General features: G+C 34.8%; 26 protein-coding genes. 12 read left to right on the forward strand and 14 right to left on the reverse strand.

Going from position 1 to position 23591, the window contains the following annotated elements; translation table 11 throughout:
* Positions 1-4: 4 nt before the first annotated feature.
* The 4 genes from BM383_RS10490 to BM383_RS10505 are packed head-to-tail and all read right to left on the reverse strand — an operon-like array spanning position 5 to position 3783.
* Positions 5-1198: a DUF4350 domain-containing protein gene (locus tag BM383_RS10490; protein ID WP_093025091.1), complete on the reverse strand. Its 1194-nt coding sequence runs from the start codon at positions 1196-1198 to the stop codon at positions 5-7.
* Positions 1199-1972, reverse strand: a complete 774-nt coding sequence (locus BM383_RS10495) for a DUF4129 domain-containing protein (protein WP_093025092.1) — start codon at positions 1970-1972, stop codon at positions 1199-1201.
* Entirely contained in the window at positions 1911-2834 is a 924-nt protein-coding gene (locus tag BM383_RS10500; protein ID WP_143106404.1) for a hypothetical protein, read from the reverse strand. Before BM383_RS10500 ends, BM383_RS10495 begins: the two co-directional genes overlap by 62 nt.
* Positions 2809-3783 (reverse strand): stage II sporulation protein M, encoded by a 975-nt coding sequence (locus BM383_RS10505; RefSeq protein ID WP_093025094.1) that lies wholly within the window; start codon positions 3781-3783, stop codon positions 2809-2811. The genes BM383_RS10500 and BM383_RS10505 overlap by 26 nt, the downstream gene beginning before the upstream one ends.
* Positions 3784-3823: 40 nt before the next feature.
* Here BM383_RS10505 and BM383_RS10510 point away from each other — a divergent pair, with 40 nt between their 5' ends.
* Positions 3824-4549 carry an RDD family protein gene (locus BM383_RS10510; protein WP_093025095.1) on the forward strand — a complete coding sequence of 242 codons (726 nt, stop codon included), beginning with the start codon at positions 3824-3826 and terminating at the stop codon, positions 4547-4549.
* An 8-nt stretch (positions 4550-4557) separates the two neighbouring features.
* Here the strand turns inward: BM383_RS10510 and BM383_RS10515 are convergent, their stop codons facing one another.
* Positions 4558-5301: a peptidylprolyl isomerase gene (locus BM383_RS10515; protein ID WP_093025096.1), complete on the reverse strand. Its 744-nt coding sequence runs from the start codon at positions 5299-5301 to the stop codon at positions 4558-4560.
* Here BM383_RS10515 and BM383_RS10520 point away from each other — a divergent pair.
* Positions 5300-5941, forward strand: a complete 642-nt coding sequence (locus tag BM383_RS10520) for an NUDIX hydrolase (protein WP_093025097.1) — start codon at positions 5300-5302, stop codon at positions 5939-5941. The genes BM383_RS10515 and BM383_RS10520 overlap by 2 nt on opposite strands.
* A gap of 49 nt (positions 5942-5990) precedes the next feature.
* Positions 5991-6818, forward strand: coding sequence for a lysophospholipid acyltransferase family protein (locus tag BM383_RS10525; protein ID WP_093025098.1), 828 nt, complete (start codon positions 5991-5993; stop codon positions 6816-6818).
* A gap of 19 nt (positions 6819-6837) precedes the next feature.
* On the opposite strand, the gene BM383_RS10530 is transcribed toward BM383_RS10525, so the two are convergent.
* Positions 6838-7479, reverse strand: a complete 642-nt coding sequence (locus BM383_RS10530; RefSeq protein WP_093025099.1) for a hypothetical protein — start codon at positions 7477-7479, stop codon at positions 6838-6840.
* Between the two features lie 3 nt (positions 7480-7482).
* Positions 7483-7977, reverse strand: coding sequence for an RNA polymerase sigma factor (locus BM383_RS10535; RefSeq protein ID WP_093025100.1), 495 nt, complete (start codon positions 7975-7977; stop codon positions 7483-7485).
* A 262-nt stretch (positions 7978-8239) separates the two neighbouring features.
* On the opposite strand from BM383_RS10535, the gene BM383_RS10540 reads away from it, so the two are divergent.
* Positions 8240-9568, forward strand: a complete 1329-nt coding sequence (locus BM383_RS10540; RefSeq protein ID WP_093025101.1) for an NAD(P)/FAD-dependent oxidoreductase — start codon at positions 8240-8242, stop codon at positions 9566-9568.
* 230 nt (positions 9569-9798) lie between these two features.
* Here BM383_RS10540 and BM383_RS10545 read toward each other — a convergent pair whose 3' ends face one another.
* The 5 genes from BM383_RS10545 to BM383_RS10565 form a co-directional block, all read right to left on the reverse strand.
* Positions 9799-10452 carry a DUF2459 domain-containing protein gene (locus BM383_RS10545; RefSeq protein WP_093025102.1) on the reverse strand — a complete coding sequence of 218 codons (654 nt, stop codon included), beginning with the start codon at positions 10450-10452 and terminating at the stop codon, positions 9799-9801.
* A gap of 36 nt (positions 10453-10488) precedes the next feature.
* Entirely contained in the window at positions 10489-11451 is a 963-nt protein-coding gene (locus BM383_RS10550; RefSeq protein WP_093025103.1) for a hypothetical protein, read from the reverse strand.
* A gap of 84 nt (positions 11452-11535) precedes the next feature.
* Entirely contained in the window at positions 11536-12804 is a 1269-nt protein-coding gene (locus BM383_RS10555; protein ID WP_177229104.1) for an erythromycin esterase family protein, read from the reverse strand.
* An 81-nt stretch (positions 12805-12885) separates the two neighbouring features.
* Positions 12886-13284 carry a hypothetical protein gene (locus BM383_RS10560; RefSeq protein ID WP_093025105.1) on the reverse strand — a complete coding sequence of 133 codons (399 nt, stop codon included), beginning with the start codon at positions 13282-13284 and terminating at the stop codon, positions 12886-12888.
* A gap of 124 nt (positions 13285-13408) precedes the next feature.
* Complete coding sequence (locus tag BM383_RS10565; protein ID WP_093025106.1) at positions 13409-13951, reverse strand: cupin domain-containing protein; 543 nt, start codon at positions 13949-13951, stop codon at positions 13409-13411.
* Positions 13952-14507: 556 nt separating this feature from the next.
* Between BM383_RS10565 and BM383_RS10570 the strand changes: the two genes are divergently transcribed.
* The 6 genes from BM383_RS10570 to BM383_RS10595 all read left to right on the forward strand — a co-directional run bounded on the left by BM383_RS10570 (position 14508) and on the right by BM383_RS10595 (position 17454).
* A complete protein-coding gene (locus BM383_RS10570) occupies positions 14508-14876 on the forward strand; it encodes a hypothetical protein (RefSeq protein ID WP_143106405.1) in 369 nt (122 codons plus the stop codon).
* 102 nt (positions 14877-14978) lie between these two features.
* Positions 14979-15404, forward strand: a complete 426-nt coding sequence (locus BM383_RS10575) for a hypothetical protein (protein WP_093025108.1) — start codon at positions 14979-14981, stop codon at positions 15402-15404.
* Positions 15405-15417: 13 nt separating this feature from the next.
* Positions 15418-15831, forward strand: coding sequence for a hypothetical protein (locus BM383_RS10580; RefSeq protein ID WP_093025109.1), 414 nt, complete (start codon positions 15418-15420; stop codon positions 15829-15831).
* An 8-nt stretch (positions 15832-15839) separates the two neighbouring features.
* Positions 15840-16247 (forward strand): hypothetical protein, encoded by a 408-nt coding sequence (locus BM383_RS10585; RefSeq protein ID WP_143106406.1) that lies wholly within the window; start codon positions 15840-15842, stop codon positions 16245-16247.
* Positions 16244-16867: a hypothetical protein gene (locus tag BM383_RS10590; RefSeq protein ID WP_143106407.1), complete on the forward strand. Its 624-nt coding sequence runs from the start codon at positions 16244-16246 to the stop codon at positions 16865-16867. The genes BM383_RS10585 and BM383_RS10590 overlap by 4 nt, the downstream gene beginning before the upstream one ends.
* 89 nt (positions 16868-16956) lie before the next feature.
* Positions 16957-17454: a DUF4265 domain-containing protein gene (locus BM383_RS10595; protein ID WP_093025112.1), complete on the forward strand. Its 498-nt coding sequence runs from the start codon at positions 16957-16959 to the stop codon at positions 17452-17454.
* 87 nt (positions 17455-17541) lie between these two features.
* On the opposite strand, the gene msrB is transcribed toward BM383_RS10595, so the two are convergent.
* Positions 17542-18033, reverse strand: coding sequence for a peptide-methionine (R)-S-oxide reductase MsrB (gene msrB / locus BM383_RS10600; protein ID WP_177229105.1), 492 nt, complete (start codon positions 18031-18033; stop codon positions 17542-17544).
* A 4-nt stretch (positions 18034-18037) separates the two neighbouring features.
* Positions 18038-18901, reverse strand: coding sequence for an alpha/beta hydrolase (locus tag BM383_RS10605; protein ID WP_093025113.1), 864 nt, complete (start codon positions 18899-18901; stop codon positions 18038-18040).
* 275 nt (positions 18902-19176) lie between these two features.
* Here BM383_RS10605 and glgB point away from each other — a divergent pair, with 275 nt between their 5' ends.
* On the forward strand, positions 19177-21084 hold the full coding sequence (gene glgB, locus BM383_RS10610) for a 1,4-alpha-glucan branching protein GlgB (protein ID WP_093025114.1): 1908 nt from the start codon (positions 19177-19179) through the stop codon (positions 21082-21084).
* Positions 21085-21169: 85 nt separating this feature from the next.
* Positions 21170-23572, forward strand: a complete 2403-nt coding sequence (locus BM383_RS10615) for a glycoside hydrolase family 31 protein (protein WP_093025115.1) — start codon at positions 21170-21172, stop codon at positions 23570-23572.
* Positions 23573-23591: the final 19 nt, after the last annotated feature.

Consider the following 23591-nt stretch of genomic DNA (forward strand, 5'->3'; position numbering starts at 1 on the left):
GGGTTTAAGAGTTTAAAAAGCGTTCAATTTTGGTATTAAGGTCTACCAAATCTTGTTCAGTATGAATAGCTTTATTGTTCAAATATTGTATGTAATGAATGATGTCTTTGGTTTCTTCCAGGGATTTGCCTGATTTCACAGCTAGATTTTCAACAAACTTTTTATTCAATTCCAGCGTGTTCAAGTAGAAGTTTGTTCTTATATATTCTAAAAAGTAGATAATTTTTTTCTGAATGATATTGGTGTAATCTTTATGCTGAAAATACAAACTTCCAATGGTTTTTGTGAATTCTAAAGAAGTGTTTTCTAGCGGTTGGATTACAGGAATAATACGCTGAGTGCGCTTCCCTCTGAAAATGATAAAGATAATTAATGAAATAATGGCGGTATAAATAGCCCATTTCAATGCATCTTGCTGTAAAACGTAGCGTAGCGGAGTGGTTACCACTCTTCTGCCGGCTTTGTAATAGTTATCCCAAATAATATCATTATCCAAAATATAGGAAAGTGCAGAAGAGGCATATGCTTTGTTTCCGTTTAAAATATGATAATTAGAAAAAGCATAGGGGTTGGTATGTAAATAGAAAGCTCCTTTTTGATTACCAAACGGTATTTTGACAAAATTAAGTTCGACTTCCTCATCATCTTTAGTAAGATCTTGAGTGTATCCCAGTGCTACTGTTTGTAAAGTATCAATACTGCTGATCATAGAATTTTCAACTACGGTGGTAAAATGAACACTGTCTTTGGCAATCTGACGATTACTTAGGGTGTTTAAAATATTGGTAGCCATGGTGTTTCCGTAAGCACGTTGTATGTCAATTTTTAAAGTATCATTCAGATATCCGGAAATATTCATACCGCTTATAAAAACATCATTACCACGAGCTACAAAATCTAGCAGGGCATTCGTTTCAGTCTCATCAAAATAGAAATAATTATTAATCATGATGAGTGATTGGCGTTTGGTGGAATCTTGTAAATATGGATTGTTTGTGATATTTACATCTACATCTTGAACTTGATTGGGAAATTCATTGAGCTCTTCTCGAAGAACGTAGCAACCCAATGGAATTTTATCAAATGAGGTATAGCTATCTTTCCAGTTTACAGGTTTTGGTTTGGCAATTTCTACCACTATCAAAACCATGATCACCAGACCAATAATATATAATCCTAATTTAGCTCCTTTATCCATTTACTTGATTGACTGGTTCAGTTTGTCAAAATTATACGCGGTTTTCTTATAATCTGCTTCGTCTATTTGAAATTCTCCATACCATACATAATCATAGATATAGGATACTTTTTTAAAGAAATCTTTGGTTTCCGGGTTTTGAATTTCCGACTGGTATTCTGCATTGGTTTTATCAAAATGCCAATCTATAATACGTTTGCTAGAAAGCAATTGTAAAGATTTAAGATAGAGATAACGAACCGCAATTCTATAATCATGCTCTTTTACAGCTTTTTGAATGAGCTTATCAAAATCTACTTTTTCAATAGTTTCTTCAGTAAAATTAATTCCTTCAATTTTTCGGTCAGACTTTGTGAAAACAGCATTTACAGGCGCATCTAAAAGGTATTTTACGATGAGATAAATAATAATGACAGCAAAAATACCATACACTATGTATTCCAATATTTTAGGATCTATCCAACTGGTGTCTATACCAAAAACATCTCCTAACCATCGAAAGAATTTAGCCAATATTTCTTGTAACAAATTAGTACCTCCGCTATCATTGGTTACATAGTCAAAATCAGATCCGCTATATTTTTCCGGTAAATCCTCAGAAAAATTTTTCACGCGAATGTTTGAGCTATCTTGCTTTACAGTTTGCTGTGCATAACAGTACAACTGAAAAAATACAGTTGCAAAGGATAGTGAAATGGTATATTTAGTTTGTTTATTCAGAAACGCCAATTTTGTCAATTCTAGATTGTAAATAGGTATTGTATTTTTTCTCATGCATGTTATAATACAGTACTCCATATGCTAATTGTGAGAGTGACTGAGAAAAAGTAAATGTAATGATAAAAATACAAAAGCTTAGTGTGAAAACGACAGTAGCTGTGGTACTTTCATAAAATTCAAATTGATCTTGAACCGAAAAGTAAACGAAAAAGAAAAACAAAAAACCTGGGATGGACAATACCAATAAGGTTAACAGCGTATTTAGCAAACCAATTACCAAGCCATAACCAATAACCAATAAAAAGTTAGAGATAGAAAAATCCCATCCTTCTCCCATGGCCGCCGAAAATCCTTTATTCTTTTCAAAAATAGATACAAATGTTAATCCGTAAACAGCAGAGAGCAGAAAACTTAATCCATATTGAACAAACATTCCGATAAGAGGAATGAAGCTTACAATCATAGTTATAATTATATAACCAATATAAAATAATACTCCTATAAGCATGAAGGCTACAATAGTGCCTAAGTTCTTTTTAATGGCTTTCCATACCTCACTAGAAGTGGTTTTTCCATTGTTGTTTACATAGTGTACTATATATGAACTGGAAAAACTGTAATTAATGGCATACGTGCAGAATAAAACAATCACCAAAAAAATAGCACCAGAAACCAAATATATCATATTGGAATCTTCATTATTGTTCATTCCAAACCTAAAATCTCTACTGGCAAGTCCCATAAACCCGGTAACAAGCAGGTAAGAACAGCCCAGCATAAGAATAAAACTTATAAAGTTGTATTTAAGATACTGATTTAAAAACGGTTTTATGTTTTGTTTTATGAACGCGAAATAGACATTAATTAAATCGCCAAATGACAATCTATTTCTAAGTTCTATGAATGAATGCTGCATTTTTTCGATTAAGAATTATAGGGTAAGCAATATAATAATAAACAACCAAACTAAAAGATAAAAAGATAATACTATAGGCTAGAAATGATGGCATTTGCCCTCCGTACCTAGTAATAAAACCTTCAATAAAACCTGCAATGATAAAGAATGGTATGGTACTCACCACAATTTTGAGTCCGTCTTTAGCACCTTTCATAAAAGCGACTCTTCTGGAGTATGTTTTGGGAAACATAAAACTATTTCCCATGACCAAACCGGCACAACCGGCAATAATAATTACCCAAATTTCAATAGTGCCGTGTAACCAGATGGTGCTTGTTTTTTCGAGCAACCCATACTTATAAAAAAAAGTAATAAAGCTTCCAAGCATAATACCATTACTGAATAAAATATAAATAGTTCCGGCACTAAATAATATTCCAAAAGCATAAGCAATGAGTCCCACTCGTATATTATTGATAGTGATTCCAAGAAAACTACCCATTTGACTTCCGCTTTTGTAAATAGCCATGGGTTCACCATTTGCAATATTTTCTATAGTGGTATTCACATATTGATCGCCAAGAATAAGCCTCGCAAAGCTATCGTCATTCAAAGTAGATACAGAGCCTACAAGTATTGCGGCTATGAAAAACAGGAAAGTATATAAGAGTGTTTTATGGTATTGTCTAAAGAACAGCGGAAACTCAAACATCCAAAATTCTTTGATTTTGTTTTTTGATTCTTTTTTGGTGGTATATATTTTTTGATGCGCCTCGGATGTCAAAGAATTTAAATAGGTCAGCGTCTTACTTTCAGGATAATAAGTTTGTGCATAAGACAAGTCATTAGTAAGCTGAATGTAATAAGATGCTAAATCATCAGGATTTATTTTTATATTGCCACGTAAAGCTTTTTCAAATAAAATCCATTTTTCTTTATTTTGCTTAACAAAAGAAGCTTCGCGCATTGTAAGAAATAGAATTAATTTTTAACGAATATACAGTTGAATGACCAATTTAGCAATAAACACTGCACAAAATGTAAACATTGCGTATAAAACCGTTGGCTTAGGAGAACGAATTGTTGCATTTTTAATAGATGGTATAATACTTTTAACCTATTTAGGAATTATAGAATCTATCATGGAGATTTCTAATATTTTTTCTTCGGATCGCTGGACAGAAATTGGGTTTTACAGTTTATTTGCACTTCCTGCACTTACCTACAGTTTGTATTGTAACATCTTGTTTGATGGCAGAACAGTAGGGAAGATCATTATGAAGATCAAGGTGGTGAGAGAAGATGGTAAACCTACCGCATGGAATCATTATTTAGTAAGATGGTTGTTACGCTTTATAGATATATGGATGTTCTTTTCAGCTATTGGTGTTTTGAGTATCATGTTCTCAGATAAAAAACAGAGAGTTGGTGATGCCGCTGCGGGTACTATTGTAATTTCTACCAAAAATTCTCAGAAAATATCTAGTACTATTTTAGAGGAATTAGATGAAGACTATACACCGGTATTTTCTAGTGTTATTCAATTGACAGATAAAGATGTAAATATCATCAAAGAAGTGTATCAAATAGCAATTAAATCAGCAGATTTCAGAACACTTTCCATGTTGAGAGCAAAGGTTTCTGAAACCATTCAGACCAATTCAGAATTATACGATAAACAATTTATAGAAACCGTGTTGAAAGATTACAACTACTATACACAGCAAATGTAAAGGAGATTTTAATCTTTCAAAATCTCCACCGTCATCATAACATTTTTATGGGGCCACTCGCGTGCATCTGTTGCTAACTGACTTATGGTGTCTACCACATCCATGCCGTCAATTACATGACCAAAAGCGGTGTAATCACCATCCAAATGGTAAGCGCCGGGTTTTTGAGCTACAATAAAAAACTCAAACGGAGAGGCAAGTTTATGCGGATTGTCTATTTCGCTACTGGGCATGGAAACCACACCACGGTGATGCTTGTGACCTTTTCTGGTATCTGGTGGCAATAAATAATGACCTATTTTATTCCTTTTCTTTTGCGTCTTATACATATCGGTATTCCCTCCTTGTATGATAAAATTTGGCACTACACGGTGAAAATAAGTACTATCAAAATAGTGTTTTCGGGTTAGATAAATAAAGTTAGCCCAGTGATATGGCGTGTTTTTATAAAACTGAATATCAATGTTACCATACTTTGTTTTAATACGAACTTTATCCTCTTTCAACGTTTTTGCATAGTTGAAGAAAAAGTCGATAGCATTATCCTCGGTCAATTTAAAATCTTCCTTTACATCCTCTTCAGATTTGGTTTTGGTGGTTTCTGTAGCCGTTGTGTCAATGATATCTTGAGAAACTGTATCTTTTGTAACTTCAGTTTTAACAGTTTTTGCAGCTGTCTTAGGAGCTTCTTGGCATCCGGTTGCAAAAAAAAGTAGTACTATTGTAAGTATTGAAAAAGCTTTTAACGGCATGAAATTCGATGTTTTTAAAGAATTAGTTCCAAAAATACAAAATATACCACTTCCCGGAAAAGAGGCACATTACAAAATGACTCCGGAAGAAAGAATACAACAGGTAGCAAAAATCGATTTTTCTAAAAAGAAGGTAAGGCAAGCCGGAGTTCTTTCATTATTTTATCCGGATGCTGAGGAAGAAACAAAGTTGCTTTTAACCTTGCGTCATGCATATGAAGGGGTGCACTCCAATCAAATTTCATTTCCAGGCGGTAAAAAAGAAAAAGAAGATGAAAATCTGAAAATAACTGCTTTACGAGAAACGGAAGAGGAGGTAGGGGTAAGACCAACTGAAATTTCTGTGATTCGACCACTGTCTGAGGTGTACATTCCGCCAAGTAATTTTTTAGTTCAGCCTTTTTTGGGATACACATTGACATCGCCAATGTTTAAAATTCAGGAAAAAGAAGTAGCGGCTTTGGTAGAAGTGGATTTTGAAGATTTTTTGGATGATGCACGCCTGTTTGCTGCAAAAATGAAAACTTCCTATGCAGAAAGTATTGAAGTGCCGGCATTCAATTTTAACGATTTTACAGTTTGGGGAGCCACGGCCATGATGCTGAGTGAAGTAAAAGAACTATTCAAGGGAATACTATAACGTTTGTTTTTTGTAGATTTGCGTTTATGCTAAAATTTGAGAGATAATTATGGGTTTATTTAAAAAAAATCCTTTTGGACATATACTTTTTTTAAAAAAATGGTTAATACGTGTTGCGGGGCTAATGACACACCGCCGCTATAACGGTTTCAATAAGTTACAAATAGAAGGTTCTGAGATCATTAAAGAATTGCCAGAGACCAATGTACTTTTCATTTCAAATCACCAAACATATTTTGCCGATGTGGTTTCTATGTTCCATGTTTTCAATGCAAGTTTGAAAGGGAGAACAGATAGTATTAAGAATATTGGTTATTTGTGGAATCCAAAATTGAATATCTATTACGTAGCTGCAAAAGAGACCATGAAAGCAGGTTTTTTACCTAAAGTTTTGGCATATGCAGGATCCATAAGTATTGAAAGAACCTGGCGTTCTCAAGGAAAAGACGTAAACCGACAAGTGAAAATGAGTGATATTACCAACATTGGTAAAGCACTTAACGATGGTTGGGTAATTACGTTTCCACAAGGTACTACAACTCCTTGGAAACCTATTAGAAAAGGTACCGCACATATTATTAAAAAGTATGAACCTATAGTAATTCCAATTGTTATAGATGGTTTTAGGAGATCTTTTGATAAAAAGGGAATCAATATCAAAAAGAAAGGAATCTTACAGTCTATGGTGATTAAAGAACCTTTAGAAATTGATTATAGAAACGAGTCTATTGATTCTATTGTAGAAAAGATAGAATATGCAATTGAGCAACACCCTTCGTTTTTAAAAGTAATGAGTCAAAAAGAATTGAAAGAGCAAGATGAGCTCAATCAATTGAGAAGATATAGTGCAGAACATGGAAAAACCGAACTTGATTAAGTTCGGTTTTTTTATTTTATTAAACTTCTATTTGCTTTAACTCCTTGTAATTTTTGTTGAGTTTCTTCAATAGAATTCCATAAATGAGTCGGTAGAAAAGCCAAATGACTACAGCAAAAATTATTACGAAGATAAAACTCATCCCATAAATAACTGTGTAAAACATAGTTTCATTTCCTTTGGCAGCAAATTCATCGTGTAGTTGAATCAGTTGTTCATCATAGTTCATTTCTAAAAAGATGATCACAAAACTGAAAATAACAAAATAAACAAGGTTAAACCACACATAATAGTTGACTGTTTTACGGGTTCTAAGAATATTTTTCATTAATGTTTTTGCATTATCTATAGTAGAAATTCTACGATAATTCATAAAGAACAATAGAATGAAAACAAACAAAGCAGCATTACCAAAATAGGTAAGTACTTTCATAAGCGTAAGGTCTTTAATGGAATTGTAGGCTTCCATACCTTCAGAATCTTTGAGGGTAAAAGAAATTAAACCCCAAAATAGAAATTCTAGGATACTTATCACAAATATCCATTTTACGATAGAGGATGATCTTTTCCAGATCATTTTATGTATATCGTCATACGAAAGTTTTGGGAGCTCTTGCTCCTTGCGCTTCCAGTCTTGTTTTAATAAATCTAACTCGTCCATAATTTAGGGGTTCAGTACGGTCCTTAGTTTGGTTTTAATTCGGTTCATCTTCACTCGGGCATTTACTTCAGATATTCCTAAGGTTTCAGAAATATCTTTATAATCTCTGTCTTCCAAATACAAAAAGACCAAGGCCTTGTCTATATCGTTCAACTCTTTGATAGCATCATACATTAACCGTAGTTGTTGTTCTACTTGGTCATCATATTCTTCAGCTTTAATTTTAAAACTGATGGGTTCTATTTCTTGAGTTTTTATTTTCTTCTTCGATTTTCGGTATAGCGTTATGGCGGTGTTTAGCGCCACACGGTACATCCAGGTAGTAAACTTAGCGTCACCACGAAATTTGGGGTACGCTTTCCATAACTGAATGGTAATCTCTTGAAAAAGATCATTATGAGCATCAGCATCCGAAGTATACAGCCTGCAAATTTTGTGTACTATATTTTGATTTTCTTCTAAAAGGGTTACAAATGTATGTTCCTGTTCTTTGTTCACTCAGTTGGTTTGTTTGTGTATAAGTAGCAGCTTTTTAAAAAATGTTACAAGGAAAGTTCAATTCAAATTTTAATACTCTTTTCTAAGACTATCTTAAGATAAACATAAAAGTTGTAATCCGAAGCAATATATGATTATTATCAGCTAACTTTACTCAAGAATTAAGAAGCAAAGCATCGCTTCTTCTTGATTATAATTAATGTTCAACAAGAATACTAAATATGCTCAATAAAGGTGTATTTAGAATTTAATACTACTACATATGAATATACCAGACACCAAATTGCCCAGAGTAGTTATAGTTGGTGGAGGGTTTGCCGGTATTTCACTGGCAAAAAAACTAAAAGATCTTCCTATTCAACTAGTGATGTTTGATCGTCACAATTACCACACATTTCAACCCCTTCTTTACCAAGTAGGAACCAGCGGATTAGAAGCTGATTCCATTGGATATCCCCTAAGGAAGATCATGAAAAATCACAAGAATTTTCATTTTAGATTAGGTGAAGTACAAAATATAGATGCAGATGCAAACATGATAAACACCAGTATAGGAAGTTTGCATTATGATTATTTGGTGGTGGCTACCGGAACCAAAACCAATTATTTTGGAAACAAGGAAATTGAAGCCAACGCCTTGCCTATGAAAACCATACCACAAGCGTTAAATATAAGAAGCTTCTGGTTACAGAATTTCGAAAAGGCTAGTATGACGGAAGACCCGAAAGAACGAAAAGCATACTTAACGTTTGTCATCGTTGGAGCAGGACCAACCGGAGTGGAATTGGCTGGAGCATTGGCAGAATTAAAAAGAAATGTGCTTCCAAGGGATTATCCGGATATCGATATAGAGAATATGGAAATTCACTTGCTTGAAGGTATGGGCAAAGTTTTACCACCTATGAGTGACACGGCTTCTAAAAAATCGGAGGCTTTCTTGAAAAAATTGGGTGTACAAATTCATTTGAATACCATGGTTACTTCCTACGATGGAACCACCGTAGAAACCAAAGACGGTATGAAGCTGAAAGCAAAAACATTTATTTGGTCTGCGGGAGTTACAGGAAACCCAATTTTAGGAGTTAAAGAAGGAACTATTCACGATAAAGCACACAGGTATATAGTAAACAAATACAATCAAGTAGAAGGCTACAACAATTTATTCGCCATTGGAGACATTGCTTTAATGATGTCTGATGAATACCCTAAAGGGCATCCACAATTGGCACAACCGGCAATTCAACAGGGAGCCTTGTTGGCAAAAAACATCAAACGAATGTTGAATAACAAACCAATGGAAGAGTTTGAATACGTAGACAAAGGTTCTATGGCAACTATTGGTAGAAACAAAGCAGTGGCCGACATTAAGAAGCTACATTTTGGAGGTTTCTTTGCGTGGTTTATTTGGATGTTTGTGCACCTATTCTCTTTGGTAGGTTTCCGAAATAGAGTTATTGTGTTCTTTAACTGGATGTACAATTATATCAATTTTGATAAAGCATCAAGACTTATCATTCGTCAGTTCCATAGAAAACCAACAGAACAAGATGTAGTGACTACAGATGATACTACAGAAGTTGTATCTCAATAATGTAGAGAGTTACAATTATAGAATAACAGGAAAGCTGCTTAGAATTTATTTTTTAAGCAGTTTTTTTATTTAGAACGCATAGTGATTTTTTAGACCACTTATTTTCGATTAAAATAAGTAGCCAGATGATCAACCCAAGAATCAGAAGTAATAATTGATCAAGGTAAGTTTCCATAACTACAAAGTGCTTTGCACTCTCAATATATGAAAAACAGATAAAGTTTGAAAATTTATTCGTTAGCGTAATGTTGCATCAACCCAAGGTCAAAAGGAGTCCAAAGACAGGCTTTTAAATTACTTTGTTTAAAAGCAGCGTTTACCCAAGTATTGCAAGTTTTAAAACAGGAGTAACTTCCCTTGGCTTTATAAAAATTATCTTGAGAAGCATAACCCTTGTTTGCTAAAAGTTGTATGCGATGCGCTGCAGTATTTTGAAAGGTTCCGGAAATGTAGACATTCAAAGCCGTTAATTGTTCTTGATTAATATGGATAGGAATCCATTTCTTTTGAACACTACGGTAGCGGGTTACGTGCATGAGGGTACTACTTTTTAAAAACAGAGCGCCGAAGGCATTTTTAAAAGTCAAGTCGCCCCAAGTAGGGGTATTCAAATAAAAGTTTTCATCACCCCAGCCAAAAGCCACAAATTTATCACTAGCCTTTTGATGCAATTGCAAAGCTAGGTTCTCTGTCAAAAGTGTTTTAGGAAGTACAATATCCATATGCACTCCATTTGTAGTGAGGTAAATGGTATGAGGAGTAGGTAGCTCGGAAGGTTCGGTAGATACCGTTATCAAAGAAGTGATCACCGCAATGATGAGGTATCCTAATGGAAGTAGCAGTACAAAGCCAATGTATTTGAAGAGTTTTTTAAAAAGTGTCATTAGATGGAACTTCTATTTTGTAAGGGATATAAAATACTACTCTGTGTAATACTCAAATTCATATGTAGTACAACCATAGTATATACCGTCACTATAACTTTCAATATGCGTAATATTATTGAAGTTGTCATACGTAATTTTTCTAGTACTGATGTTTTCTTTACCATCGTCAGTTGTTCTAATCTCTTTAACCCAATTTTCATGTTCATCATAAAAAGTTTTTGTTGTTGAGCTCATTGCATAATTTTGAAAATGATCTGTCCGTTGGATAAGTTTATTGTTTTTATATACATACTCAATAAAATTCATCAAAAGATTTTCTTCCCTATCAGGCTCTAGATATTTTTTTATTTCCGTTGTAAGTCCATTTTTATTTTTATAAACATACGTGGTTTCATCATCCATACCATCTGTGGTATGGATTTTAAAGATATCTAGTGAATCACTTAGAATTTCAATCTCTGTTCTAACAACAGTAGTATCATTAAGTATTCTTTTTATTTTGGTTTGTCCTTTATATTCAAACTTAATGGTACTAGTAAAATGTGAATAAGAATTACCATCTAAAAATAATTCACTTACATTAATACGATCTATATTGCCTTCTGAATTATAACGATAGGTATACTTTGCATGTTCTTCTTCTCCAACATAGTTAACATATTTATTTAAACGATGAACAGTATCGTATTCATAAATTTCTACGTGATCTAAAACGTCGTTGGTATACACTTCCTTCTTGTCTATTTTATCAAAATCATTGTAAATATAGAGTGTTTTTCTTCGTCCAAATTGGTCTACATAAAATTGGTAATACAGATACCCTTTTTCATTAAACTTAGCAATCAAAGTATCCTTACTACCACAATAGGTTCTAGTTAAAGATTTTACATTTCCCAAAAAGCCCATTTCATTTAGATGTTCAGCTGTAGCAATGTCCTCTTGAGCTTGGACAAAATAAGTGCATACAAGGAAGATTACGTAGATAATATTTTTCATTCTTGATTGTAATATAGTTCTTGTTGCTAACAACAATGTTTTAGGGAATACAGGTTATTCACGTTTCTAAAATAGTAATTTTTCTTACAAACCTTTAGTGAGACTTACTTGTCTTATAAAAATCAAACCATCATACATCGTCGCATAAGCATTTTGTGTACATTGATATTTCATGGCCTTTAAAAGTAATCCGGGACCACCTACATACAAATGCGATGTTTTTTTAGTAATCAACTTTTCCATATCGCGGTGTGTCATGGCAGTTGAAAAATCAAAATAAAAACAATCCATAGGAACTTTATACAAAGTTGCTGCTGCCAAAAAATTTAAGGGAGCTGTAATGGTGTCTACCACTCGTGTTTTGTCAGCATCATACCCAACAATAGCTCCCGAACCAAATTCCATACCCATTGCATAATAGTGGTTGGCATAAACATTTTTAAGATGCTTGCCGAGTGAGGGTACTAGTGTGCCCGTTTCTTCTCCAAAAAGCGTGATATTGTTTTGAGGAAGTTGAGAAATGTGCTCGTTATGTGCCCATACCACAGCCTTAGAAGGGTGAAGCTTTAGCACTGCTTGCACCATACCTGCCATGTGTTGGTCTCTGTAACCCCAACTGAGAGTACTTCTAAACTCAAGGTAATTTAACATGGCTTGAAGTAGTAGTAAAGCATTGGTCTTTTCTTTAAAATCAGCATTCGAATCGATACGATGTTGCAGGTTTTTTAGCGTATGAATGGTTTCCTGATGATCTTCTCCTTTTTGAACTCCTTTGAAAGTAGCCACAGCAGTTATCGCTGCTTGTTCTGTAGCTGTCAATGAATAATTGTTATAGGCTAAAAGATCGTTCAGTAGGGGAGTCAATTGATAGTTAAATTTGCAATCCATTCCATAAATATGCACTTTATTGTTGGGAGTTTGTGTTTTATTAAAAGTATACAACCACTCAATCATGGCTAGCATTTCGGGAGTGGTATTCATGGCTTGTTGTGCATTTTTTAAAAGAGCATTGGCATTGCCTGTTCCGTCTTGTATGTAGCGGTCTAGCATAGCGGCACAGCCATAACTTTCTTCTATAAAGAAAAGTTTTACGTTTCCATAGCGTACTAAGGTTTTTAACAGCCCTCCTCTTACGGTATTGTTTTCGGCATGCTGATGAGAAGACTCTCCAAAACCATAGACCGTTGCTTTTTTAAAAATAGCAGGAGCGTTCGCATAGAAAAGAGAGTCTGATATTTGTTCTGTAGGAATAGCAATAGCGTTAGAACGAATCCAATCCAGTACATTCTTTTCCTTTTGTGCAAACAAAAGTGAACCTATGAACAAGCATAATATTAGTGAATAAGATTTCATCCTACCAAGTTTTTGAATCCCTAAAATCATATCTAATTATTTATAAGTTAGTTGCTTTCTTTGTTTAGGTAATTATGGAAATTAGTCTTTATACTTCTCTTTATAGAGTTGCTCAGCTCTTTCATGCAAATCGTCTGTCATTTCTAGAGGTACTAGCGTTTGCTGTTGAATTGCCCAGGCTTGATTACCAATATCACTACTTTGAAGTACAATGGTATCGCCAACTACGGTCCATCCAATTGCCCAGGCACTTCCATCACCGGCATTGGTATTAACAGCTTGTATATTTCCTTGTTTGTTATAAAGATGAACTATTACATCAGCATAAGTGTCTTTCTCTTTTTTAGTACGATTTACCGTAGTAGAGATTTTAAAATCTCCCGAAGGGGAAGTTATTTTTTCACTTTCATAATCTGTAAAAAAACAACTGCTCATACTAAAGGCGGCAAACAGCATTCCGATATAATAGAAACGATTCATTACTTAATTGTATAAAAAAAATAACACGTCTTCGAATATACATAATATTGTAATATACAACATGGTTACTCAATAAAAAAGCAGCAAATGCATAGCCGAATAGGCTGATAGTGTCACTATATTTTCAGGAAGAACAATACATGGTGACCAATTTTTTTTGAACACCAAGGAACTTTCCAAAACCGGCAAGTAGTAAAATGGCTGTATGCTGTAATTGTTGAGGGATTTTAGGACTGTAAGCATCCATCATTTTAAGGGCTATGGCTAGGTGAAGTTTATTTTTAGGAAGTCCATCACGGGTAATTTTGCCATGTTCAGCAATTCCATAAAGAATTTTCAAAGCGCAAAGTGTTTGTTTAGGCTGCAATATCTCAACATCAAAGATGACAACTTCATTTGAGTTATTAAAAAATCGATGTGAGCAGAAAGGTAAAGCTATTGCAGATTGTTTCGTGGTAAGCAACGTTTCTTCGGTTCCTAAATACAAGCTTAGCGTACCTCGAATCACAGTAAATTTTTCTTCAATTTGCGTGTGATAATGTAAATCGGTTTGTCCTCCTCCAGGCTCCAAATATGTTCTAAAGATCAATTTTTCGCTGGTATGCTGTAGTACTTCAATACGGTCTTTCAGTATAGGATTTGAAAAAGTGATACGAGTAGAATGCATATAAAAGTACGGTAGCTAATTCGTAAACAAAATTACAATTATAACCGTGAAATTGTAGAAAGATGGAATGATTTTGTTTTGGGTTGAAACGTATCAAACAATAAAAAACTGAAATAAAATTAGCTTTTTGAAACCTCTTCCAACCGAACAACAACCGAACGATAACCGAACAACAACACAAGAATGACACAAGAACAACACAAGGATGACACATGCTCAACACAACAAAAACAAAAGTTGCGACAGTTTTAAAGATGTTTTAAAGGGTTTAAGTTGTTGATTGTTAGGTTTTAATGGTGTTTTTCTAATCAAAGTATGTGTACAGTTCGTGTACAGTTTGTGTACAATCGTAGTGAAGTGGTTGTACATTTCATTAATTTTCTTTATAGGAATAGACAGCAGAACACCAAAGTGTATTTCAATAGATAAGGATTAAACTACTAGATAAGATACTTTAATGAATAGTTTTTTGGGACGTACAGAGTGAATTTTAGAAACATTCGTTGTATAAAAAAATGCTTTGTATATTTACGCGTCCCCAAATGCCCCATAACTCTTGAAAAAGATTTTAGTCTTAAAAATTGTAGCGTCCATCGCTTTTGTAGTGATGATGGTAAGCCTGTTCAAAATGATAAAACACAGGCAATATAGAAATCAGGAAATAGCAGCAAATTCATTTACAACATTTGCTGTCATAGAGAAATTGGCTCCTAGAGCCAGAAGAGACGTGATCTTGGAAGAGGATCTGGTCTATTTTTATTTTGAAAAAAATGATTCAGTATACCATAAAATAAAGCACTTAAGTGTGAACGGAATTAAAAGATTAGAGATCAAAGCAGGTACTAGTTATCCCATAACCGTATCTAAGAGTAATTATAATATTTATGAAATAGATTTTACCAAAAGCGTACCTGCGGTTGAATAGTAGGATGTTTTTTGAATAAAATGTAGTGCTTAAATAAATGCCTTCCATTAAAATCTTTGGTATCTTTGAGTGGGGTTTACAGGCCCTATCAAACAACGCAAGATGCAAAAGACATACAGTGGCACCTATTGGTACACAGGAGCGGTACCAAAGGATTTGAAAAACGTACGAACGAATTTTCAATTGGAGTTAGAAGCAACCAATGACCTGAAGTTTACAGGAACGGTTGAAGACGATGTAACCACAGGTGGCACACCGGGTATTGGGAATATTGAAGGAGAATGGAAAAAGAATACCATAGTGTTTGTAAAACAAATGCCGGTATTTACACATTTCAATAGCGATGGGAGCATGGTAACAGGGAGACCGCCACACCAACCCATCTATTACAAAGGAAATGTAGATACTGTTACAGGTAACATCCGTGGAACTTGGAAGGTAAAGTTCTCTGTGAGCTTTTCAAAAGGAAGACTCTGGATTTTACCAAGCGTTAAGGGAGAATGGGAAATGAGGCAGCATACTGAGTGAACAATTGAATGTAATGAAAGAACCTATCTACAAAGCAGCGGTATTATTCGTAGTTTCAGCACCCATTCTATGGCTTATAGGAGTGTTATTAAAAGAACTCTCCATCGTATTAAATATTCATGATACCTATTTTGTGATCGCAATGGATGATTATATGCTGGTGCTGGTAGCATTTTTTGTGGGAGTCGCATTTTTGTTCGGATTGGCTGGATTGGTTCGCATTCCATGGAATGAAAATCAAATAAGACGCTACACAGCATTCAACTTTATCATAGGATTATGTTTAACCATGCTGGGAATCATTGCAGCATTAGAGGATGTTTCAGGAGATTGGTGGATACTTACAGTAGGGCTGCTCATAGCATTGGCGATTAGTACGCAACTTGTAATGGTGTTTCATGGTATTATAAAACTGATGAAGAAATAAAGAAGACTATGCAAAGAATTTCATTCCCAATAATGCTTTCAAATACCATGGACTATAAAGATGGTGAAGCGTTATTACCACTGTTTGATGCTTATTATAGTTCTCCAAAAGAACAAGTATATAGAGACTATTATCATCAGAAAGAATTTGTAGATTGTAAGGGCTGTGTTTACAAAGTGGTGGATAGAAAAACTCCGGAAAGTTTCTGGAGAAACCTATTCTATTTTATACCTGGAGTATACAAGGTAGAATTGATCTTTCAGAATACCTACAAAACCATGGACGTAGTAGCAGTAAAAAACAACCTTATCCAAGGTATTAGAAAATTTGATACTTCTGGAATGAACGATGTTTCAGAAGAATGGATTCAACAAATAAAAAAGGCGAATACAATCAAAGAAATTTTAATGGGATGAAAGCACTGAATCAATGGATAGCGCTCATACTTTGTTGTCTGAGTTGGTATGCACAAGCTCAAAATATGAAAGAGATCAATGCAGCAATCGGACTTTCTGATACGCTGACCTATGAAAATGAAATTCGGATTTATCAATCAGAGAGCATAACTAATTATAGTTCATTGTTGAGGTTGTACGAAGAATCAGAAGATAACTGGAAAGTGACGTATGATGAACATTTTGCCAAAGTACCTGGAAATCCTAAAGAACGCGTAGAAACGCATAGGTTAAAAGGGAAGCAAAGTTTGCATTACGTGTTTTTAGCATTGTTACGAAGCTATATAGATCAATTACCAGACCAACGCAGCATTGAATGGAAACTGAAAGAGCGAGGTGTCATCTACAAGGAAAACTACAACGGAGAGGAAACCTATCAGTTAGCTAACAAAGTAACCACAGTGCTAGACGGAACGGGGTATACAGTAATGACCAAAGTATATGGGAAGGCGCATAATTTCTCTTTTAGTAATCCCGATACCTATTACAAGTTATACCCAGAAGTTGATGAACTGGTTTTTATGAAAGAGATAATAGATACCATCCGAACTGAATTTGGGATTTGGCAAGTACAAGAATAGTATACTAGCGATGAATTACTAAAAGATAGTTCTCCAAAATTATACTACTTTTGATGGTGTACTACTAAAAACTTTCCTATACTTAACACATGGAAGAAACAAAAAAGACCAACGATAAAAAAGAAGCTGTGGTGCCTGTAAATGTGGCGTTACCCAATCACTGGGCAACGAGTGCAGAAACTTTGTGGGCAACACCTTTAGGAGAAGATTTATACCAAATAGAAAATGTACCGTTCTACGCTTACGGACTCAATTATAAAGACATTGTAAAAGCCAATATCATTGGGAAAGCCGAAATACCATTGGCGCATGAATTAGTGAAGAAAGGCGGTCACCAAACATTTCGGTTATCCTTTGCAACAGGAATTCAAAAAGAGTTTCAAGAGAAGATTTTGAATGGTTTTAAAAGCTTACACGTTACCTACGAAAGAGCAAACGAAACCTATGTTGCTTTAGATATGAAACCGCAAGGCGTTTTTAAAGAGGTATTTGCGGTATTGAATAAATTAGTGGAAAATGGCATCTTAAGCTTTGAAACCTGCGAAGCAAGAGTATTTGGTACTTTTGATGACAAACCGAAATTGTAAAAGCAACATTATCTGTTGTGATATCATGAAAATATCAATACTACAATCATTAAAAAAGCCGCTTTTTAAAAGCGGCTTTTCTATATGTTATTCTTCTTCTTCAAAATCGATACTGGCAGAGTTTACGCAGTAACGCTTTCCGGTTTCGGTAGGCCCATCGTTAAAGACATGCCCTAAGTGTCCGCCACATTTAGCACAAAGAATTTCGGTACGTATCATTCCGTGACTGTAATCTTGAACATATTCTACGGTGCCTTCAATAGCGTCATCAAAACTAGGCCATCCACAGTGACTTTCAAATTTTTGATCACTTTCAAATAATTTGGTACCACAGCCTTTACAGCGGTAAACACCTTCTTCAAAATGAAGATTGTATTTTCCTGTATTGGGCATTTCGGTTCCTTTTTGGCGCAATATTTTGTATTCTTCGTTGGAGAGTTGTGCTTTCCATTCAGCATCTGTCTTTTCAACGGCATACTGTTTCTTATCCATATCTTTTTTTTCTTTTTGTGTGTTTTGTGCTTTACTATTACAACTTACAAAAATAATAGCGAACAAAGCAATAATTACGTTTTTCATGGGTTTAAGCGGTAATAAATGAAACAATTTCTTTAATCACTTTTCGATCACCAAGTATCTTGCGGTGACCTAATTTTTTAGTCTCAAATAATGTGCCATTTGGTAGGTGTTCCACAATTTCACGCGCTGCTGTTACAGGAACGTCTACATCGTCTTCATCATGAATTACCAATACCGGTATGTGCACTTCTTTTGCTGCTATATACGAGGAAAAATCGTTTAGGGTTCTATTGATCTGTTTTTCTACTTTGTATTTCATCATGGCTCCAATTTCGGGTTTCATACGCATTTGTTTGATAAAATCACGAATAATATCATCGATGACGTTACCGCTACCCACAGTGACCAATTTCTGAAAACTTAGATTTTCTTTACAGCAATTGAGTAAAGCCATGCCTCCAAGAGAATGTCCAACAGCAGCTTCAAAAGGACCAAATTGTTTTTCGATTTCAAAGATCACTTCTATGAATTCTTTCATATTGGTTTTGGTCCCTTTTGATTTTCCGTGTGCAGGAGCATCGAAACTAATGGTACTATAACCATTTTCAACCAAAGCATCAGCTATTTTAAAAAGTTGAGTTCCTCTTCCACACCAACCATGGCTTAAGAGTATTTTCTTATCAGATTTACCATAGGTGTAGATGATTATTTCTTTGTCAATTGCAGGAATATATAATTTGGTTTGTACCGAGTTTGCATCCATTTCAAATTCACGACTGGGCATTTTAAATTTGATGGGAAGCATAAAGATGTTACCGGCGTAAAAGGCTGCAAGTTTTTTAGAAACAAACTGCAAACTCTTTCCAAAGTAAACTATAGGTTGTGGTATTTGTATGCTTTGTTGGTGTATTCCTTTTTTCTGATCCATAATTGGTTATTTCATTTTTTTTGAAAATTTAAAGACTTTTCATTCCGTTCGTGTCAAGTAATTATCTTACATTTATAACACTAGTAAAGTTAAAACTTTCTAATTCTTGAAAAATGCTATGAAGAAAAATTTGCCGCCTCAAAGTCATTTGTACAAATTTAGTAGATGTAAAATAGAACCTCAAAGAATCTAGCCAAAGCTTTACTCCCCTGACAATAATACCTGTTTAAACGAAACAACTAAACATAATTACTAACTATCTAAACCATTGTTAAATGCATCAGGTACAACCGTATTCTTTATTTACAGATTATGACATTCATTTATTCAAAGCAGGCAAACATTACAAACTTTTCGAGAAACTAGGCGCACATTTAGTTACGGTAGATGGTGTAGAAGGTACATACTTTGCGGTTTGGGCACCATCAGCAAAAGAAGTTGCTGTAATTGGCGATTTTAATTATTGGAACGATGGAGAACATCAACTCAATGTTCGTTGGGATTCTAGTGGTATTTGGGAAGGATTTATTCCACATGTAACCAAAGGAGTTCGTTACAAGTATAAGATACATTCTCATCATGATGGTGTAGTTACAGAAAAAGCAGATCCATTTGCACTGTTTTGTGAAACCCCACCAAATACAGCGTCTATAGTTTGGGATCATAACTATAAATGGAAAGACGATGAGTGGATGCAAAAGCGTAAAGAGTTTAATGATCTCGATAAACCATATTCAGTTTACGAAGTACATTTAAGTTCCTGGAAAAAGAAGGTAGCCGAAAATAGAAGTCTTACCTATAAAGAAATGGCGAAAGACTTAGTGAAATATGTGAAGATGATGAACTTCACTCACGTAGAATTTATGCCTATTATGGAATATCCTTATGATCCTTCTTGGGGATATCAGATTACCGGATATTTTGCACCAACATCTAGGTTTGGAAGCCCACAAGACTTTATGTATTTGATTGAAGAATTTCATAAAAATGATATTGGTGTCATCCTTGATTGGGTTCCGTCTCACTTTCCTGCAGATGGGCATGGTTTAGCTAATTTTGATGGTTCTGCCTTGTATGAACATCCAGATTGGCGAAAAGGATACCACCCAGATTGGAAAAGTTGCATTTTCAATTACGAGCGAAACGAAGTACGTTCATTTCTAATAAGTAATGCTATTTATTGGTTACAACAGTTTCATGTAGACGGTTTGCGCGTAGATGCGGTAGCTTCTATGATCTATTTAGATTATTCCAGAGAAGAAGGTGAGTGGGAACCTAATATGTTTGGAGAACGAGAATACCTGGCAGCAGTATCGTTTTTAAAAGAAATGAACGAAGCTGTGTACGGCAATTTTGAAGGAGTACAAACCATAGCCGAAGAGTCTACCGCATTTAGTGGTGTTTCTAGCCCAACGTATTTAGGTGGTTTAGGATTTGGAATGAAATGGATGATGGGTTGGATGCATGATACGCTTCAGTATTTCAAAAAAGAATCGATTCATAGAAAATACCATCAAAACGATATAACCTTTAGTTTAAATTATGCATTCTCGGAGAACTTTATGTTACCGTTGAGTCATGATGAGGTAGTGCATGGAAAAAGCTCATTGTTTGGTAGAATGCCTGGTGATGAATGGCAACGTTTTGCTAACTTAAGAACCATGTATTCGTACATGTTTACTCACCCGGGAACAAAATTATTGTTTCAAGGAGCAGAGATTGCACAAAGTGAAGAATGGAATTTTCAACACAGTCTGGACTGGCATTTATTAAAGTATGATTACCATAAAGGTGTGCAAACGCTCGTGAAAGATTTGAATAAATTGTACAAAACGGTTCCGTCACTTTATGAAAAGCAATTTTCACATGAAGGATTTGAATGGATCAATTTTACAGACGGAAATAGTTCAATTCTAAGTTACATACGAAAAGGGTATGACGAAAAAGATGACGTAGTGGTTGTGTGTAATTTTACGCCGGTAAAACGTGAGAACTTTAGACTGGGCGTGCACAAATCAGGAAAATTAAAAGAGATATTCAATTCAGATCTTAAAAAATACAAAGGCTCTGGAGTACGTAATACAAGAGCGTTGAAAACCGATGAAATTAGCTGGGATGGTAAAGAGCAAAGTTTTGAAATTACATTAGCTCCGCTAAGCGTCATGGTTTTTGCATTTTTGTAAATAATTGACACATATAATTATAGAATAATTAACAAGAATCTGGTATTATAATTTTAGCTTTATAAGAATATAAACTCATTGCCATATGATTACTAACACCCAACTCGAATATAGAGGAAATCAGTTCCCAAATGCAATTAAGTCGTTTGAACAAACCATAAACAATCTGTTTTTTACAGCAGAAAATGGCGTGGTTCTTTGCGTTACGGTTCTTAGAGATAGTTTGTTACGCTTTCGATTTACAACAGAAGGTGTTTTTGAAAATGATTTTTCCTATGCAATAGATGAAGAATCTATTCATGGTTATAACAAGCTTGAAGTAGTAGACGATACGTATAAATACACCATCATTACCAATAAGGTAAAATGTATTATCAACAAAGCAGATATGCGCGTTGGTATCTATGATTTAGAAGGAAATTCTATTCTGGAAGACGAATTAGGATTCCACTGGGAAGAAAATTACGAATACGGTGGTAACATTGTAAAAATGAGTAAATCAACCGTAGATGGCGAAAGTTTCTATGGTTTGGGAGACAAGCCTACTCATTTTAATTTAAAAGGAAAGAGAGTTTCCAATTGGAATACAGATGAGTATGCATACAATACAGATAGAGATCCACTTTATAAAACAGTACCGTTTTATGTAGGACTCAGAAAGGGAATTGCATATGGGGTTTTCTTTGACAATACATTCCGTACCTATTTTGATTTTTGTCAAGAGCGAAGAAACGTCACTAGTTTTTGGGCAGATGGAGGAGAAATGAACTATTATTTCTTTTATGGCCCTGAAATGCAGCAAGTAGTTTCTGTATATACCGATCTTACCGGTAAACCAGAATTACCTCCTTTGTGGGCTTTAGGATATCACCAATGTAAATGGAGTTATTATCCAGAAGCAAAAGTTAGAGACACTGCAGCTAAATTTCGTGAATTACAAATTCCGTGTGACGCTATTTATTTGGATATAGATTATATGGAAGGCTTCCGTTGTTTTACTTGGAATAAGAATTATTTTCCAGATCCAAAGAAAATGGTGGCCGATCTTATGGAAGATGGCATTAAAACCATTGTAATTATAGATCCGGGAATCAAGGTTGATCCAGAATACAGTGTTTTTCAGGAAGCTCTAGAGAATGATTATTTCTGTCACCGCGCCGATGGTCCTTATATGCGAGGAAAAGTATGGCCGGGTCGTTGCTACTTCCCAGATTTTACAAATCCTGAAGTACGTGAATGGTGGACAGATCTTTTTGAAGAATTAATAGAAGATATAGGAGTGAAAGGTGTTTGGAACGATATGAACGAACCAGCAGTTATGGAAGTTCCTACCAAAACATTCCCTTTAGATGTGCGTCATGATTATGACGGTAACCCTTGTAGTCACAGAAAAGCACACAATGTATATGGTATGCAAATGTCTCGCGCTACGTATGAAGGCGTTAAGAAATTTGCTTATCCAAAGCGTCCGTTTGTAATTACACGAGCAGCATATTCTGGTACTCAGCGTTTTACTTCTTTTTGGACAGGAGATAACGTAGCCAATTGGGAACATTTATGGTTGGCCACAGTACAAGTACAACGTATGTGTATTAGTGGAATGAGTTTTGTGGGGACCGATATTGGTGGATTTGCAGAACAGCCAACTGGAGAGTTATACGCAAGATGGATTCAGCTGGGAGTCTTTCACCCATTTTGTAGAACGCACTCTTCAGGTGACCACGGAGAACAAGAACCATGGTCTTTTGATGAAGATGTATTGAATATTTCAAGAAAGTATATAGAGCTTCGCTATACGTTGCTACCTTATTTGTACACTGCTTTTTGGAGATATGCTACAGAAGGGGAACCGATTATAAAACCATTAGTATATTTTGATCAAACCGATGTTCAAACGCATTACAGAACAGACGAGTTTATTTTTGGTAGAAAAATATTAGTTTGTCCAATTCTGGAGTTTAACGTACAGGGTAGAAGAATGTATGTTCCAAGAGGAAAATGGTTCAACTATTGGACAGATGAAGTTGTTACAGGAGGAAGAGAAATGTGGGTAGAAGCACCGCTTCACATTATGCCAATGTTTATCAAAGAAGGAGCCATCATACCAAGATATCCTGTTCAGCAATATGTTGGAGAAAAAACAATCGATGAATTAACATTGGATGTTTATTATAAACTAGGAGAAGAGAAATCATTGGTTTACGAAGATGCTCAAGATGGTTATGACTATACCAAAGGTCGTTATAGTATTATGAACTTCAAGTTGATAGGTAAAAAAGATGAGCTTGTAATTCAACAACATCATGAAGGAAAATTTGATACCGATTATAACGATCTAAAATTCAGACTGCACGGAGTGCCATTTGAGATTACCAAGGTGTTTATAGATAACGAAGAGGTAAGTTTGAAAGATTTAACATCAGATTCAGAAAATGCTATAAAAGTTAACAAGATTTTCAGTGATATCAGACTCGTAGGAAATAAATAGTATAGTATCTTTGATAAAA

Source organism: Pustulibacterium marinum (genome assembly GCF_900116665.1).
GTDB lineage: Bacteria > Bacteroidota > Bacteroidia > Flavobacteriales > Flavobacteriaceae > Pustulibacterium > Pustulibacterium marinum.

Bases quoted from the DNA above. Each gene is read 5' to 3' on its own strand.
- BM383_RS10490 (WP_093025091.1), bottom strand. From the start codon at position 1,198: ATGGATAAAGGAGCTAAATTAGGATTATATATTATTGGTCTGGTGATC.
- BM383_RS10495 (WP_093025092.1), bottom strand. From the start codon at position 1,972: ATGAGAAAAAATACAATACCTATTTACAATCTAGAATTGACAAAATTG.
- BM383_RS10500 (WP_143106404.1), bottom strand. From the start codon at position 2,834: ATGCAGCATTCATTCATAGAACTTAGAAATAGATTGTCATTTGGCGAT.
- BM383_RS10505 (WP_093025094.1), bottom strand. From the start codon at position 3,783: ATGCGCGAAGCTTCTTTTGTTAAGCAAAATAAAGAAAAATGGATTTTA.
- BM383_RS10510 (WP_093025095.1), top strand. From the start codon at position 3,824: ATGACCAATTTAGCAATAAACACTGCACAAAATGTAAACATTGCGTAT.
- BM383_RS10520 (WP_093025097.1), top strand. From the start codon at position 5,300: ATGAAATTCGATGTTTTTAAAGAATTAGTTCCAAAAATACAAAATATA.
- BM383_RS10515 (WP_093025096.1), bottom strand. From the start codon at position 5,301: ATGCCGTTAAAAGCTTTTTCAATACTTACAATAGTACTACTTTTTTTT.
- BM383_RS10525 (WP_093025098.1), top strand. From the start codon at position 5,991: ATGGGTTTATTTAAAAAAAATCCTTTTGGACATATACTTTTTTTAAAA.
- BM383_RS10530 (WP_093025099.1), bottom strand. From the start codon at position 7,479: ATGGACGAGTTAGATTTATTAAAACAAGACTGGAAGCGCAAGGAGCAA.
- BM383_RS10540 (WP_093025101.1), top strand. From the start codon at position 8,240: ATGAATATACCAGACACCAAATTGCCCAGAGTAGTTATAGTTGGTGGA.
- BM383_RS10545 (WP_093025102.1), bottom strand. From the start codon at position 10,452: ATGACACTTTTTAAAAAACTCTTCAAATACATTGGCTTTGTACTGCTA.
- BM383_RS10550 (WP_093025103.1), bottom strand. From the start codon at position 11,451: ATGAAAAATATTATCTACGTAATCTTCCTTGTATGCACTTATTTTGTC.
- BM383_RS10555 (WP_177229104.1), bottom strand. From the start codon at position 12,804: ATGAAATCTTATTCACTAATATTATGCTTGTTCATAGGTTCACTTTTG.
- BM383_RS10560 (WP_093025105.1), bottom strand. From the start codon at position 13,284: ATGAATCGTTTCTATTATATCGGAATGCTGTTTGCCGCCTTTAGTATG.
- BM383_RS10565 (WP_093025106.1), bottom strand. From the start codon at position 13,951: ATGCATTCTACTCGTATCACTTTTTCAAATCCTATACTGAAAGACCGT.
- BM383_RS10575 (WP_093025108.1), top strand. From the start codon at position 14,979: ATGCAAAAGACATACAGTGGCACCTATTGGTACACAGGAGCGGTACCA.
- BM383_RS10580 (WP_093025109.1), top strand. From the start codon at position 15,418: ATGAAAGAACCTATCTACAAAGCAGCGGTATTATTCGTAGTTTCAGCA.
- BM383_RS10585 (WP_143106406.1), top strand. From the start codon at position 15,840: ATGCAAAGAATTTCATTCCCAATAATGCTTTCAAATACCATGGACTAT.
- BM383_RS10590 (WP_143106407.1), top strand. From the start codon at position 16,244: ATGAAAGCACTGAATCAATGGATAGCGCTCATACTTTGTTGTCTGAGT.
- BM383_RS10595 (WP_093025112.1), top strand. From the start codon at position 16,957: ATGGAAGAAACAAAAAAGACCAACGATAAAAAAGAAGCTGTGGTGCCT.
- msrB (WP_177229105.1), bottom strand. From the start codon at position 18,033: ATGAAAAACGTAATTATTGCTTTGTTCGCTATTATTTTTGTAAGTTGT.
- BM383_RS10605 (WP_093025113.1), bottom strand. From the start codon at position 18,901: ATGGATCAGAAAAAAGGAATACACCAACAAAGCATACAAATACCACAA.
- glgB (WP_093025114.1), top strand. From the start codon at position 19,177: ATGCATCAGGTACAACCGTATTCTTTATTTACAGATTATGACATTCAT.
- BM383_RS10615 (WP_093025115.1), top strand. From the start codon at position 21,170: ATGATTACTAACACCCAACTCGAATATAGAGGAAATCAGTTCCCAAAT.